At 70.0% G+C, this 14366-nt stretch carries 13 protein-coding genes and 1 tRNA gene; 7 read left to right on the plus strand and 7 right to left on the minus strand.

Translation table 11 applies throughout. The features are described 5' to 3' along the window. Positions 1-264: 264 nt before the first annotated feature. On the minus strand, positions 265-1698 hold the full coding sequence (locus tag OIE47_RS10750; protein ID WP_326561352.1) for an FAD-dependent oxidoreductase: 1434 nt from the start codon (positions 1696-1698) through the stop codon (positions 265-267). Between the two features lie 72 nt (positions 1699-1770). Then, positions 1771-2301: a GNAT family N-acetyltransferase gene (locus OIE47_RS10755; RefSeq protein ID WP_326561353.1), complete on the minus strand. Its 531-nt coding sequence runs from the start codon at positions 2299-2301 to the stop codon at positions 1771-1773. Between the two features lie 122 nt (positions 2302-2423). On the opposite strand from OIE47_RS10755, the gene OIE47_RS10760 reads away from it, so the two are divergent. From OIE47_RS10760 to OIE47_RS10780, 5 genes are all read left to right on the plus strand, one after another. Next, positions 2424-2801 carry an ArsR/SmtB family transcription factor gene (locus OIE47_RS10760; RefSeq protein WP_326561354.1) on the plus strand — a complete coding sequence of 126 codons (378 nt, stop codon included), beginning with the start codon at positions 2424-2426 and terminating at the stop codon, positions 2799-2801. Between the two features lie 104 nt (positions 2802-2905). Further along, positions 2906-3691 (plus strand): MIP/aquaporin family protein, encoded by a 786-nt coding sequence (locus OIE47_RS10765; protein ID WP_326561355.1) that lies wholly within the window; start codon positions 2906-2908, stop codon positions 3689-3691. Next, the gene (locus OIE47_RS10770) at positions 3688-4095 is read left to right on the plus strand and encodes an arsenate reductase ArsC (protein WP_326561356.1); all 408 of its coding nucleotides are present in this window, start codon (positions 3688-3690) and stop codon (positions 4093-4095) included. Before OIE47_RS10765 ends, OIE47_RS10770 begins: the two co-directional genes overlap by 4 nt. Positions 4096-4714: 619 nt before the next feature. Next, the gene (locus OIE47_RS10775; protein WP_326561357.1) at positions 4715-5176 is read left to right on the plus strand and encodes a hypothetical protein; all 462 of its coding nucleotides are present in this window, start codon (positions 4715-4717) and stop codon (positions 5174-5176) included. Further along, positions 5173-5547 (plus strand): hypothetical protein, encoded by a 375-nt coding sequence (locus OIE47_RS10780; protein WP_326561358.1) that lies wholly within the window; start codon positions 5173-5175, stop codon positions 5545-5547. The genes OIE47_RS10775 and OIE47_RS10780 overlap by 4 nt, the downstream gene beginning before the upstream one ends. A gap of 264 nt (positions 5548-5811) precedes the next feature. On the opposite strand, the gene OIE47_RS10785 is transcribed toward OIE47_RS10780, so the two are convergent. After that, positions 5812-5888, minus strand: a tRNA-Thr gene (locus OIE47_RS10785). A 185-nt stretch (positions 5889-6073) separates the two neighbouring features. Here OIE47_RS10785 and OIE47_RS10790 point away from each other — a divergent pair. After that, the gene (locus OIE47_RS10790; protein WP_442792141.1) at positions 6074-7837 is read left to right on the plus strand and encodes a metallophosphoesterase family protein; all 1764 of its coding nucleotides are present in this window, start codon (positions 6074-6076) and stop codon (positions 7835-7837) included. 273 nt (positions 7838-8110) lie between these two features. Beyond that, on the plus strand, positions 8111-11983 hold the full coding sequence (locus OIE47_RS10795; RefSeq protein ID WP_326561360.1) for an ice-binding family protein: 3873 nt from the start codon (positions 8111-8113) through the stop codon (positions 11981-11983). 125 nt (positions 11984-12108) lie between these two features. Here the strand turns inward: OIE47_RS10795 and OIE47_RS10800 are convergent, their stop codons facing one another. The 4 genes from OIE47_RS10800 to OIE47_RS10815 form a co-directional block, all read right to left on the minus strand. After that, entirely contained in the window at positions 12109-12951 is an 843-nt protein-coding gene (locus OIE47_RS10800; protein ID WP_326561361.1) for a PSP1 domain-containing protein, read from the minus strand. Between the two features lie 72 nt (positions 12952-13023). After that, positions 13024-13683, minus strand: coding sequence for a hypothetical protein (locus tag OIE47_RS10805; RefSeq protein ID WP_326561362.1), 660 nt, complete (start codon positions 13681-13683; stop codon positions 13024-13026). Further along, the gene (locus OIE47_RS10810; protein WP_326561363.1) at positions 13683-13988 is read right to left on the minus strand and encodes a hypothetical protein; all 306 of its coding nucleotides are present in this window, start codon (positions 13986-13988) and stop codon (positions 13683-13685) included. Before OIE47_RS10810 ends, OIE47_RS10805 begins: the two co-directional genes overlap by 1 nt. Then, positions 13989-14315, minus strand: coding sequence for a YbaB/EbfC family nucleoid-associated protein (locus OIE47_RS10815; RefSeq protein ID WP_326561364.1), 327 nt, complete (start codon positions 14313-14315; stop codon positions 13989-13991). It lies immediately after the preceding gene. Positions 14316-14366: the final 51 nt, after the last annotated feature.

Here is a 14366-nt window from a genome sequence, read left to right on the forward strand (position 1 = left end):
TGGAGGGCGAGCGTCGCTACCGGTCGTGACGGATGTGAAACGGTCCCGGTATCTCCCGGTGGACCGGCGGGCCCTCGCCCACGGGTGTCGTCGTACCCGCGCCGCTGCAGCGGCGCGGATGATCATGTTAACGACGAGCCCCGACAGTCGACATTGGACGGCTGGCCATGCCGCGATGCCTTACCCGACACCGTAAAGCGCGCCGTCCACCCTCATCCGACGACTGGAACCGGACCGGCCGGTACGGGCGGCGCTGGGCGTGGATCAGCCGCAGCAGCCACCGGTGGACTCGGTGGGGGTACCGATGGCGACCAGCGGCAGGGGGGTGACCGACAGCCCGCCGGTGAGGCCGGTGGCCAGTCCCCGCCCTGCGCGTTCGGGCGCCGGGGTGGGGCCGCAGCAGGCACCCGACCGGGCCGTGGTCGGGTCGTCGGCGAAGGCCAGGTCGCTGGAGCAGACTCCGGTCTCCGGCAGTTGGAGTCGGACGTCCCGGGCGGCCTCCCAGTCTCCGGCGAGGGCGGCGACGACCGACCGGACCTGTTCGTAGCCGGTGGCCATGAGGAAGGTGGGTGCGCGGCCGTAGCTCTTCATACCGACGGTGTAGAAGCCGGGCTCGGGGTGGGCGAGGTCGTCGGCGCCGTGTGGTGGGACGGTGCCGCAGGAGTGCTGGTTCGGGTCGATCAGCGGAGCGAGCGCACGGGGCGACTCCATGATCGGGTCGAGATCGAGGCGCAGTTCGGTGCTGATCGTGTGGTCGGGGCGGAACCCGGTGGCGGCCACGATCCGATCCACCGTCACCGCCCGTCGACCGCCGGCGGCGTCGAGGGCCACCACCTCCACCCCGCCCTCCGTGACCCGCACATCGTGTACGGAGAACCCGGTGAGCAGCGTGATCCGGCCCGCTTCGACGTGGGCGTGGAGTCGGGTTCCGAGAGCGCCCCGTGCGGGTAGCGCGTCGTTGTCGCCGCCGCCGTAGACCCGGGAGGCGTTCGCGGCACGGATCGCCCAGTACACAGTGGTGCCCGGTTCCCGGGCGGCGAGGTCGGCAAGGTTCAGCAGGGTGTTCGCGGCGGAGTGCCCGGCACCGACGACGAGTACCCGGGCACCGGCGAAACGGTCCCGGTCCGCGCCGAGCACGTCCGGCAGCGCCTGCTCGATCACCCCTGGGGTGTCGGTTTCGCCGTGTGCCGGTAGTCCGTTGGCGCCGAGGACGTTGGGCGTGGCCCAGGTGCCCGAGGCGTCGATCACCGCGCGGGCGAGGATCTCCGCACCGGTGGCGAGCCGGATCACAAACGGGGTCTCCTCCCGGCCTCGGGAGCGGACCCGGTCGAGGCCGACCCGGCTGATCGCGACGACCCGGGCGTCGTAGCGCAGGTGGGGGGCGATCGCCGGGAGCTTCGCCAGCGGTTGCAGGTAGCTGTCGACGAGTTCCGCACCGGTCGGGAGCAGTTCCGGGTCGGGTGCGGTCCAACCGGCGGCGTCGAGGAGCCGTCGTGCGGCGGTGTCGATGTCGTACCGCCACGGGCTGAACACCCGGACGTGCCCCCATCGGGCGACCGAGGCGGCAGCCTGCGGGCCGGCTTCCAGGACCACGAAGTCCAGGCCGCGTTCGGCGAGGTGCGCGGCGGCGGCCAGACCGACCGGGCCGGCGCCGATCACCGCGACCGGCAGGGTGGTATCGGTATTGCTGGCACTCATTCCGAACTCCTTGTCTCGACGTTTCTCAAAATAAGAGGTTGGACTGATCCGCGGCCCCGATGGGCCTCGCGGTCAGCCGATGGTGGCGCTGCGTCGTTCGATCAACACCACGTCACGCCAGGCACCGTGATGCCGCCCGACGCGTTCCCTGGTGCCGACGATCCGGAACCCGACCCGCCGGTGCAGCGCGAGGCTGGCGGTGTTCTCCGGGAAGACCCCGGACTGGATGGTCCAGATCCCGGCGACCTCGGTCGAGGCGATCAGGGTGTCGAGCAGGACCCGACCCACTCCCCGCCCACGGGCCGCGGGGTCGACGTAGACGGAGTGCTCGACCACTCCGGCGTACACCGGGCGGGCGGAGACGGCCGACACCGCGACCCAGCCGAGCACCTTCCCGGTGGCCGCGTCGGTCGCGACGTACCGGTGTTCAGGTAGCCGGGCGGCATGGAAGGTCGCCCAGTCGGGGGCGGTGACCTCGAAGCTGGCCTGGCCGCCGTCGAGGCCCGCCTGGTAGATCGCCAGCACCAGGTCCGCGTCGGCGGGAACCAGCGGGCGTACGCGCAGCGGCCGGCTGCCGGTCGGCTCCGTAGCGCGATCCGGCATGTCCGCTGATGTCGCACGCGTCTGGTGCACGGCACGTCCTCTGTACGGGTGGCGGTCTGCTGTCTTGACGTTGCTCTAATCAGAGAGTTGCACGCTGTTTCGAGATCTGTCAACCTAGAGGCATGTCGAAGCAGTCGGCGTCCCTCAACCTCACCGACCTCAACGCCGGCGCGCCCTGCTGCGCGCCGATCAGCGAGCAGCGGATCCCGGCCGAGACCGCCGCCGTACTCGCTCCCGCCTTCAAAGCCCTCGGTGACCCGGTACGGCTCCAGTTGATGTCGATGATCGCCTCAGCGCCGTCCGGTGAGATCTGCGTCTGCGACCTCACCCCGGCCTTCGACCTGACCGGCCCCACCATCTCGCATCACCTGAAGACCCTCCGGGACACCGGCCTGGTCGACGCCGAACGGCGTGGCACCTGGGTCTACTACCGGGCCCGGCCCGGCATCATGCGGCAACTCGCGAGCCTCCTCGCGATCGAGGCCCCCGCGTCGGTGTAGGGAGTGGGCGGGACGGCCCACGGCAGCGGCGCTTCTCATCGACGGTGGGCCCGGATCCGGACCGGTCAAGCCCGCCGACCCCTCGGAACCGGAGCACCACCCCGATGACCACCGAAGCACCCTGGCGGCGACTCGTCGCCGAATTCCTCGGCACCGCACTGCTCGTCACCGCCGTCGTCGGCTCCGGAATCATGGCCACCACCCTGTCGCCCGACGACATCGGCCTACAACTGCTGGAAAACTCCGTCGCTACCGCCCTCGCCCTGGGCGCGCTCATCCTGATCTTCGGGCCGGTGTCCGGGGCGCACTTCAACCCCGTCGTCTCCGCCGCCGACTGGTTCCTCGGCCGGCGCACCCGGACCGGCCTCACCGCCCGGGAACTGGGCGGTTACGTCGCCGCCCAGAGCGCGGGCGCCATCGGTGGCTCGATCCTGGCCAACCTGATGTTCGCGCTGCCCGCCGTCGAGTGGTCCACCAGGGAACGGTCCGCCGGGCACCTGTGGCTCGGCGAGGTGATCGCCACCGCCGGGCTCATCCTGCTGGTCTTCGCCCTCGCCCGCTCCGGCCGCTCCGCGGTCGCACCGGCAGCGGTCGGCGCCTACATCGGCGCCGCCTACTGGTTCACCTCGTCCACGTCGTTCGCCAACCCAGCCGTCACCCTCGGTCGGGCGTTCACCGACACCTTCGCGGGCATCAGTCCCACGTCGGTGCCCGGATTCGTCCTCGCCCAACTCGGCGGCCTCCTCCTCGGCGTCGCCCTCCTCCTCGCCCTGTACCCGCGCGGCGGTCAGGCCGCCGACCAGGTGCTTGTCCCGCACACACCCGCCAGCAGTCCAGCCACCGGCAGTGCGGCCGGAGGCCCTGAAGCCGAAGGAAGACAACAGCAATGAGCAAGCCCAGCGTCCTGTTCGTCTGCGTACACAACGCCGGCCGCTCCCAGATGGCCGCGGGTTGGCTACGCCACCTCGCCGGTGACAGCGTCGAGGTCCGCTCCGCCGGGAGCGAACCCGCCGACCGGATCAACCCCGTCGCCGTCGAGGCAATGCGGGAGGTCGGCATCGACATCACCGCCAACACCCCGCGCCTGCTCGACCACGCCACCGCCGAATCCTCCGACGTCCTCATCACCATGGGCTGCGGCGACGTCTGCCCCGTGTTCCCCGGCAAGCGCTACCTCGACTGGCAACTCGACGACCCCGCCGGCCAGGACATCGCGGCAGTACGCCTCATCCGCGACGACATCCGCACCCGCGTCGAACAGCTCATCGCCGAACTACCCGCCAGAACCGGCTAGTGCCTCGTCTTGAAAGGTTGATCGTGTAATCCGTTGGTTTCCGAGTCGATCCCAGCCGAGCCGGGCCAGGCACCCGGCAGGCTGGACCCTCGGCGCCGTTGGAAAGCCGATGCTCCACTGCGCGTGCCAGTCATCCGTCACATGTCGGACAATCGCTGCTTCCCGCCGCCGTGTCGAGAACCGTTGGCCGCACAACCGGTCCGGAGCGCCGGAAAGCCTTGTGCCACGCGCAAATTCCACGGCTCACGCGCCCGACGCGGCCCGCTCCCGGGCGACCCGGAGGCCCTCTGAACAGGGAAAATGAGCAGGTCGAGCAGTTGGATGACCGGTTGTGTCGGTGGTACCAATGAGATGTCAGGAGGCCACCATGAGGCCCGTCTTGCACATCGAGAGTCAGCTCATCTCCGCTGAACCCCAGCCGATGGTCTGCCATCCTTCACCGCGCTGCGACCAACCGCCCGTGACCATGCCTCGCCCGCCGGCCGAATGTCCGGCTGCCGCATCGTACGACGGCCGACCTCGCCGTGGATCTACCCCGCTCCGTCGCCGTACCGGCGGCAGGGCCCGCGACCAGTCCGGCCAGCGAGTGAGAGCCGGTAGGACATCGGAAGGTGCCCCAGTGCCAGCCATCCGAATCAGATCGGGCCGTCACCCATTCCAGATCACACTGCTGGCTGCCACGCTCGCCTGCGGCCTCGCGCAGCTCATCGTCGATGTCCGACCCCGGTCGGTCAGCACCTCCATGCCCATCCTGGTGCAGAACGTCTGGGAGTGGGGGCTCGTCGTCGTTGGGATCGCCGGTCTACTCGGCATCGCCTGGCGCGGCCGGCTCAGTACGGGATTGGGCATCGAACTCGGCGCCATGTTCGTACTCGGCACCACCACCGGCATGTACGCCTTCGCACTGTTCGCCGTCTCCGGCACGGCAGCCCTGACCTCCAGTACGTTCATCGCCGCCATCGCCGTGGGGTCCGGGTGGCGAGCGGTGGAAATCCTGTCCGACCTCCGCGACCTCGCCACACCTGCGCAACCAGCAGCGGCTGGCCAACCCTCTCCCCGGTTAGAAAGAGATCCATCGTGATCGCCGCAGCCGCACCAACTGGTCCTCCATGGATCCAGATCCTGCTCTCCGCCGTGGGCTTGCTCGGTGGCACAGGCGGAGTGGCCGCGGTCGCCACCGTGCTGGGCCAGCGCCGCAAGTTCCGGGCCGACACCGCTGACGTCCTGACCGACACCGCACTGACCCTGATCGCGCCGCTGAAGACCCGAGTGATCGAACTCGAGGCGGAAACCGCCGAGGCCCGCCGGCTGGCCCTAGCCACGAGCGAGCAGATCGGCGAACTACGCGGCGCGGTGAACGAGGTGAGAATCCTGATGCGTGGCTGGCGCAGCGCCATCCTCGACCCGAACGCGACCCTCGCTCAGCTGCGTGACCTGATAAAACGCGACTGAGCCGCCTACCCGAGGCCCTGGCACGCTCCGCAAGAGAGCATGATCACAACCGGCCGAGCACAAGCCGGAATCCACAGCATTGTGAGGCTCCGAGCGACGAACCCGCCCATACAGGGCGCACCAGCAACGGCTCGACACCGGACACCCGACCATGTCGAACTGATCGCCTACGGGCGTTATCGGGGGGACGTCGGGGGCGATTCAAGACCACATAGATAAACATGAGGCCCTGACCAGCATTTCTGCTGGTCAGGGCCTCATCCCTGGAGCCGCCTGACGGAATCGAACCGTCGACCTACGCATTACGAGTGCGTCGCTCTAGCCGACTGAGCTAAGGCGGCAACGCCCGTCGAGTGTACGGCACGCCCCCCGCGCCCACTCCACGGGTTTCCCCTCCCTCGCCCCGAACACAGACCCTCTCCCCGAGATCGAAAGACAACTAGAGATCAACTATCCGAAATTCGCACTCGCATCGTGCGGCGAGCGCGGGCAGGGAGGGCGGGAGAAAGGGGCGGAGGGTCATGTACTGGACAGCAGAGGTGGGGTGCCGTTGAGTAGGCTGCCGGCCGTGAATAGGGATGAGGCAGCCGGGGCCGACCCGGTCACGCCAGACCGGCCGCGCAGCCTCGATCCCCGGGAACTCGGCTTCACACCGGCCCGCCCGGTGCCCTGGTTGGCGCCCCTGCTGCTGATCAGCACCGGTGTCCGTACGCTGCTGGCGCTGCTGTTCGGCGCCTATCTCGACAAGCGTGAGCTGCAGAACGCCCTGCCCAGCGAGGTCTACCGGGAGCCGGGCACCGACGGCGAGCTGTGGCTCGACTACGTGGCCGACCTGGGCGACGGGTTCAACGCGACGTACTCGGTGGCGTACCTGCTGGCGCAGCCGGAACTCGTGGTCGACTCCCACCGGCTGCCCCGTGGGCAGATGCTGATGATGGGTGGCGACCAGGTCTATCCGACCGCCAGCAGCGCCGCGTACGAGCAGCGGTTCAAGGGGCCGTACCAGGCGGCCATGCCGTGTCCGCCGGCCACCGGACCCCAACCGACGCTGTACGCGATCCCCGGCAACCACGACTGGTACGACGGCCTGACCGCATTCCTGCGCCTGTTCGCCCGCTCCCGCGACGACAACATCGGCGGGTGGCGTACCCCGCAGTCCCGCTCCTACTTCGCCGTACGGCTGCCGTCCGACTGGTGGCTGTTCGCCCTGGACGAGCAGTCCGGCACGTACCTGGACGACCCGCAGTTGCGGTACTTCGAGCAGGCCGCGGCCGAGTTGGGGCCGCAGTCGCGGGTGATCGTGGCGGTGCCGGCACCGACCTGGGTCAAGGCCGTCGACAACCCGCAGGCGTACGAGTCGGTCGACTACTTCGTCCGTACCGTGCTCGATCCGAGCGGCGCCCGGGTCCGGCTGATCGTCTCGGGTGATCTCCATCACTACGCCCGGTACGAGGGACCGGATCGCCAGTTGATCCACTGTGGTGGCGGGGGCGCGTACCTCTACCCGACCCATCACCTGCCCGAGCGGATCGAGGTCCCGCCCCGGGACACCCTGGCCCGCCGAGCCAGCCAGTCCCGCGAGTACGACCTCGCCGGCCGCTACCCGGAGGCGAGCCGGTCCCGGCGTTACGCCTGGGGCATCTTCGGCCGGTTGCCGCTGCGCAATCCCGGCTTCATCACCCTGCTCGGCGCCCTGCACGTGCTGCTGATGCTGCCGATCGCCGGGGTCGCGACCCAGCGGGCCAGCTCGACCGACCAGGGCCTGTTCAGCATCCCGCTGGTGCTGATGCTGGCCGTCGTCCTGCTCGGTGCGGCGTTCTTCGCCAAACCACCGACCGCGAGCGGCAAACGGCAGATCCGGCACTACCTGCTCGGCGTGATTCATGGGGTCGCCCACATCGCACTGGGCGCGGCCGGCGCCTGGCTCTGGCTGCAACTGCCGTTCCGGGACTGGCCGTGGCCGCTTCCGGTGGCCGCCGCCGCTCTGCTGTACGCCCCGGTCGCCGGGCTCGTCGCCAGCCAGCTCACCGCCGCGTACCTGCTGGTGGCCGGGTATTTCGGGGTGAACCTCAACGAACTCTTCGCCGGGCAGGGGATCGAGGACGCGAAGAGCTTCCTGCGGATGCGGTTCGCCCCGGACGGTTCGCTGACCATCTATCCCGTCGCGATCGACCGGGTGGGCCGGGAGTGGCGGGTGGACCCGGACAACAGCCGGCCGGACGGTCCGTGGCTGGCACCGCGGCAACCGCTGGTCGCCCGGCTCGCCGAACCACCGGTCGTCCTCCGCTGAGCCTTCCCCTACCGCCTTTTGTGACATTTCGCATCATTGCCCCGCTTTGCGCAGATAACCTCCGCTAGAAGGCCTTCTGGCGCCCGTCACCCGCGGTACGCCCGTTGAGGACCTTCGCGCTCTGAATCCCGCCGGGGGCGGGATCTCGATTGGTGGGGGAATTCTGTGTCGGTGATCCGTTTGGCCCGCGCGTGTCGTGTACGCCGTCGGTCTGCTGCGATGGTGATGGCAGGGGCACTCGCCTCTGCGACGGTTCTCGTCGGGATCGTTGGGATGCCAGCGGCCTGGGCCCAGGCCCCGGTTCCGTTGGGGGTCGCCGAGTCCTACGGGGTGTTGGCCGGCCAGGCCGTCACCGATGTCCCGCCTCCCGTCGGCCCTTCCACCATCAACGGGGACCTGGGTGTCTGGCCGGGCACCTCGGTCACCGGCGCCCCCGTGGTGAACGGCGAGGTGCACGTCGGTGACACCGAGGCGATGCAGGCCCAGGCCGCGCTGACCACGGCGTACAACTTTGCCGCCGCCGAACCGTCCACCGGCACGATCAGCGCCGACCTCGGCGGTCAGACGCTCCCCGCCGGGGTCTACACGTCCCCTGCCACCATGTCGCTGACCGGGACGGTGACGCTGGATGCGGCGAACGACCCCAACGCGGTCTTCGTCTTCCAGGTGGGATCGGACCTGATCACGGCGACCGACAGCCGGGTCAGCCTGATCCGTGGCGCGCAACCGTGCAACGTGTTCTGGCAGGTCACCAGCTCGGCGACGCTGAACACCAGAACAGTTTTCGTCGGGAGCATCCTGGCGTTGCAATCCGCGACCCTGGGCGAGGGAGCCACCGTTGCCGGACGGGTGCTGGCCCGCAACGGCGCGGTCACGCTGATCCACAACACCATCACGCGACCGTTCTGCGCCGCATCCGTCGCGCCACCGACGATCGCGAAGGCTTTCGAGGACGCGACCATCCCGTTCGGCGGTACGACAACGCTCGACTTCACCCTCACCAACCCCAACACGGCCACGTCGTTGACCGGGGTCAACTTCAGTGACGCATTGCCCGCAGGGCTCGTGGTCTCCACTCCCAGCGGTCTGACCGGCACCTGCGGCGGCGGCACGATCACGGCAACCGCCGGCAGCGGCACCATCACCCTCGCCGGCGCGACCCTACCCGCCAGCGGGACCTGCACCTTCTCCGTGAACGTCACCGCCACCACCAGCGGAACCAAGGTGAACACGAGCGGCCCGGTCGACTCGACCGAGAGCGGTCCGGGCGCACCCGCCTCGGCAACCGTCACGGTCGCCGCGCCGGTGATCGCACCACCGACGATCGCCAAAGCCTTCGGAGACGCAACCATTCCCTCCGGCGGGACAACGTCACTGGCCTTCACCCTCACCAACCCCAATACCGGCACACCGCTGACCGGGGTCAACTTCACCGACGCGTTGCCCGCAGGACTCGTCGTCTCCACGCCCAACGGCCTGACCGGCACCTGCGGCGGCGGCACGATCACGGCAACCGCCGGCAGCGGCACCATCAGCCTCGCCGGCGCAACCCTGCCCGCCAACGGAACCTGCACCTTCTCCGTCAACGTCACCGCCACCACCAGCGGAACCAAGCTCAACACCAGCGGCCCGGTCGACTCGACCGAAAGCGGCCCCGGCGCACCCGCCTCCGCCACCGTCACGGTCGGCGCGCCAGTCGTCGCACCACCGACGATCGCCAAGGCTTTCGACGACGCGACCATCCCGTTCGGCGGTACGACAGCGCTCGACTTCACCCTCACCAACCCCAACACCGGTACGCCACTGACCGGGGTCAACTTCACCGACGCGCTGCCTGCCGGGTTGGTGGTAGCGACACCCAACGGTCTGACCGGCACCTGCGGCGGCGGCACCATCACCGCAACCGCCGGCAGCGGCACCATCAGCCTCACCGGCGCGACCCTGCCCGCCAACGGAACCTGCACCTTCTCCGTCAACGTCACCGCCACCACCAGCGGAACCAAGCTCAACACCAGCGGCCCGGTCGACTCGACCGAAAGCGGTCCGGGCGCCCCCGCCGCAGCAACCGTCACGGTCGCCGCGGCGGTGATCGCACCACCGACGATCGCCAAAGCCTTCGGAGACGCGACCATCCCCTCCGGCGGGACATCGTCACTCGACTTCACCCTCACCAACCCCAACACCGGCACAGCTCTGACCGGGGTCAACTTCAGTGACGCGTTGCCCGCCGGGTTGGTGGTGGCGACACCCAACGGTCTGACCGGCACCTGCGGCGGCGGCACCATCACCGCAACCGCCGGCAGCGGCACCATCAGCCTCACCGGCGCGACCCTGCCCGCCAACGGAACCTGCACCTTCTCCGTCAACGTCACCGCCACCACCAGTGGGATCAAGGTGAACACCAGCGGCCCGGTCGACTCGAACGAGAGCAGCCCCGGCGGCCCCGCCGCGGCGAGCATCACGGTTGCCGTCACCACACCACCGACGATCACCAAGGCCTTCGGGAGCACGACCATCGGTAGCGGCGGAACGACATCGCTCGGTTTCACCCTCAGCAACCCCAACACGATCACGCCGCTGACCGGGGTCGGTTTCAGTGACACCCTGCCCGCAGGGCTCGTCGTCGCCACGCCCAACGGGCTGACCGGCTCCTGCGGTGGCGGAACGATCACCGCAACCGCGGGTAGCAGCATCATCAGCCTGGCCGGCGCGACCCTGGCGCCCAACGGAACCTGCACCTTCTCGGTGAACGTCACCGCCACCACCAGCGGAACCAAGGTGAACACCAGCGGCCCGGTCGACTCGAACGAGAGCGGCCCGGGTACCCCCGCCGCGGCGAGCGTCACGGTTGCCATCGCTTCACCACCGACGATCGCCAAGACCTTCGGGGAAACGACCATCCCCGTCGACGGGACGACGTCCCTGGGTTTCACCCTCACCAACCCGAACACCGAAACACCGCTGACCGGCGTCAGTTTCGTCGACAATCTTCCGGCGGGGCTGGTGGTCGCCACACCCAGTGCCGCGCAAACCACCTGCGCCGGCGGCACGATCGTCGCGACCCCAGGTAGCAGCACCATCAGCCTGTTCAGCGCAACCCTGCCGGCCAACGGGAGCTGCACGGTGTCGGTGAACGTCACCGCCACCACCACCGGAACGAAGGTCAATACGACGGCCGCCATCACCTCGGTCGAAAGCGGCCCCGGCACACCCGCCACGGCAACCGTCACGGTCGTCGCGGTGGTCGTCGCGGCGCCCACGATCGCCAAGGACTTCGGCGACGGGATCATCCCGTTCGGGGGGACGACGTCGCTCGACTTCACCCTCACCAACCCGAACACGGGTACGCCGCTGACCGGGGTCGGCTTCAGTGACACGCTGCCCGCGGGGCTCGTCGTCGCCACGCCCAACGGCCTGACCGGCACCTGCGGCGGCGGCACGATCACCGCAACCGCCGGCAGTGGGACCATCGCCCTCGTCGGCGCGACCCTGCCGGCGAACGGGAGCTGCACCTTCTCCGTGAACGTCACCGCCACCACCAGCGGAACCAAGGTGAACACCAGCGGCCCGGTCGACTCGAACGAGAGTGGCCCCGGCACCCCCGCGACGGCAACCGTCACGGTCAGCGCGGCGGTCGCCTCGGCACCGACACTTGCCAAAGCCTTCGGGAAGGCCACCCTCCCCCTCTACGGGACGACGTCACTGGGTTTCACCCTCACCAACCCCAATACCGAAACGCCGCTGACCGGTGTCGGTTTCGTCGACAACCTTCCGGTGGGACTGGTGGTCGCCACACCCAACGGTGTGAGTGGCTCCTGTGACGGCACGATCACCGCGACGCCCGGTAGCAGCACCATCAGCCTGGCTGACGCCACCCTGCCGGCCAACGGGAGCTGCACGGTGTCGGTGAACGTCACCGGCACCACCGCCGGAACGAAGGTCAACACGACCGTCGTCACCTCGGCGCAAAGCGGCCCGGGCACTCCCACCTCGGCAACCATCACGATCCGGAAGGCGGTTCTGCCCGTCACCGGAGGCCAGTACTCGGCGTACGTCACCATCGCCCTGACCGCGATCGGCCTCGGTGCGGCACTCATCGCGATCAGCCACCAGCGACTGATCGGACGTAGGCGCGACACCGCGTAGCTCGCGACGCGGGGCGGAACGGCGGATTCGGTGCTCGTGCGGGACAACGCACGAGCACCGAATTCGCTGCGGACCCGGCCGGGGTGAAGGCTGTCCTGTACGACAGCGGTCGCATCCCCCGAGCACTAGCTCGGGTCGGCCCCCTCGTACGCACGACGCGATCCGCAGACGTCGGCCACGGCGCACCGCCTGACGGTGCCGTCCTCGATCTGCCGGACCGTGACCGTCTCGCTCGGTGGATGACGGGACACCACCTTCGCCAGGCCGTCCGGGGTCTCGATCCGCTGACCGGAGGTGGGGTAGTTGCTGCTGTTGGCGTACAGCGGGTGTTCGTACTTGAGGCAGCACATCAGCCGGCCGCAGGCGCCGGAGATGCGCAGCGGGTTGAGCGGCAGATCCTGGTCCTTGGCCATCCGGATGGTGACCGGCTCGAAGTCGGTCAGGAAGGTGGCGCAGCACAGGTCGCGCCCGCAGGAACCGATGCCACCCTGCACCCGCGCCGAGTCCCTGGCCGAGAGCTGGCGCAACTCGACCCGGCAGTGCAGGGTCGCGCCGAGGTCGCGGACCAGTGCCCGGAAGTCGACCCGGTGCGGCGCGGTGAAGTAGACGGTGGTCCGGGAGCCGGACGAGGTGCCGCCCGGCGACTCCAGCACGTGGTCGACGGCGATCACCTTCATCGGCAGCCCGTGCTCCCGGATGAGCCGCTTGGCGGCGACCTTCGCCTCCGCCTTCCGCTTGCGCTGAAGCTCGTCGCGGCGTAGGTCGGGCTCGCCGGCCAGGCCGGCCAGGCGCGGGAAACCGCTGGTGTCGTCGCTGACCCACTGGGCCGCCCAGACACACTCGGCGACCTCGGTGCCGTCGTCGGTGGGGACCAGCACCCGGTCACCGACCGCCGGCCGGAACTCGCCCGGGTCCAGGTAGTAGAGACGCCCGTACCGGGTGAAGCTAACCGCACACAGCATCCCCATGTGCCCACCCTACGTCCAAACCACCGGGTCCTTACCTACCTGTTTTCCACCACCGGGCCGTGAGCACCGGCGTCAGCCGGAGATCCAGGTGGTCGCGTCGAGCCGGGTCGGACCCGGGTCGACCGGGCCCCGGTACGGCAACTCGGTCAGATCCGGCGCCCACTGGTGCAGCAGTGCCGTGCCCCGCGCCTCCGCCTCGGTCACCGTCGCCAGCACCCGCGCACCGATCTCGGCGGCAGCGAGCGCGACGGTGCCGGAGTCGGTGCCGGTGACGACCGCTACCGCCTCGGCCGAACCGAGGACGTCGGCGAGCGTACGGGCGAGGGCGTGCCGGCTCTGCGCCACCCAGTCGTCGACCGCGTCCGCGTACGCGGCGGTCGCCTCGAGTCGACCGGTGAGGCTCTCCGGATCACCGTCGAGGTACGCCGCGAGCGCGTCCCGGTGGGCCGCGTACGCCTGCGCCCCGGCCCCCTGCCACGGGTCACCGCCGGTCAGGTCCGCCCGCGCGTGGTCGTACTCCCGGACCAGGGTGCGTACGGCATGCCCGGCGGCGGCCAGCGGCGCCGGGCGCAGCGCGACGACCTCGCCCAGCGCGTCGCCGGGCAGTGTCCCGAGCCGGCGCAGCAGCGGCCAGATCCAGTGGTCGTCCGGCGCCCCGGCGGCGGCGAGCAGGTCGTCGACCCGGCGCAGCAGGTCGGATCCGGGTCCGGCGAGGTGGTCCAGCGGGTCCATCACGCCTCCTCGGCGTGCCGGCGCCGGGCGGCGTCATCGGTGTCGGTGTAGCCGTCGGCCACCACCCGCAGCCTGGCGGCGAGGTCGGCCACCCGGTCGGCGGTCACCGTCGCCTCGGTGGCCCGCGCCCCGGTCGCGGCCAGCCACTGCCCGGTCAGCGCACGGACGGTCTCGGCCAGCCGCCCCGGCCCGTCCGAGCCCGACGCCGGAGACGTACGGTCGAGCCGGCCCAGTTCGCGGCCGGCGGCGGTGAGGGTGCCGGCCGCCTCGTCCAGCCGGTTGGCGAGTTCGCGCAGACTCTCCACTCAGGCCTCCGCCAGCCGCCGGTACGCACCGAACGTCTCGGTGTGCAGCTTCTCCCGCGCCCACCGGGCGGCATCCGCTGCGGCCGTCACCGCCGCCTGCACCGAGCGGGCCAGTTCGGCGTTGCCGCGATGCTGGACCGGGGCCAGGAAACGGACGTCGGTGATCGCCCCGGCGGCGGTCACCATCACCTCGACCAGCCCGTCCGGCGACCGTACGCTGACCTCGACCGCGCGTACCGCCTGGTCGAACTCGGCCTGCAACGACTCGATCCGGCGGTACCGCTCGACCGCCTCCTCGACCCAGGCCTCGTCGATCTCCCGCGACATCGATGGGCTCCTCCCGGCAGCCATTCACTGACTGTGCCGTCGCTGTTGCAC

This window comes from Micromonospora sp. NBC_01796, from assembly GCF_035917455.1.
GTDB lineage: Bacteria > Actinomycetota > Actinomycetes > Mycobacteriales > Micromonosporaceae > Micromonospora_G.

Bases quoted from the DNA above. Each gene is read 5' to 3' on its own strand.
- OIE47_RS10750 (WP_326561352.1), bottom strand. From the start codon at position 1,698: ATGAGTGCCAGCAATACCGATACCACCCTGCCGGTCGCGGTGATCGGC.
- OIE47_RS10755 (WP_326561353.1), bottom strand. From the start codon at position 2,301: ATGCCGGATCGCGCTACGGAGCCGACCGGCAGCCGGCCGCTGCGCGTA.
- OIE47_RS10760 (WP_326561354.1), top strand. From the start codon at position 2,424: ATGTCGAAGCAGTCGGCGTCCCTCAACCTCACCGACCTCAACGCCGGC.
- OIE47_RS10765 (WP_326561355.1), top strand. From the start codon at position 2,906: ATGACCACCGAAGCACCCTGGCGGCGACTCGTCGCCGAATTCCTCGGC.
- OIE47_RS10770 (WP_326561356.1), top strand. From the start codon at position 3,688: ATGAGCAAGCCCAGCGTCCTGTTCGTCTGCGTACACAACGCCGGCCGC.
- OIE47_RS10795 (WP_326561360.1), top strand. From the start codon at position 8,111: ATGCCAGCGGCCTGGGCCCAGGCCCCGGTTCCGTTGGGGGTCGCCGAG.
- OIE47_RS10800 (WP_326561361.1), bottom strand. From the start codon at position 12,951: ATGGGGATGCTGTGTGCGGTTAGCTTCACCCGGTACGGGCGTCTCTAC.
- OIE47_RS10805 (WP_326561362.1), bottom strand. From the start codon at position 13,683: ATGGACCCGCTGGACCACCTCGCCGGACCCGGATCCGACCTGCTGCGC.
- OIE47_RS10815 (WP_326561364.1), bottom strand. From the start codon at position 14,315: ATGTCGCGGGAGATCGACGAGGCCTGGGTCGAGGAGGCGGTCGAGCGG.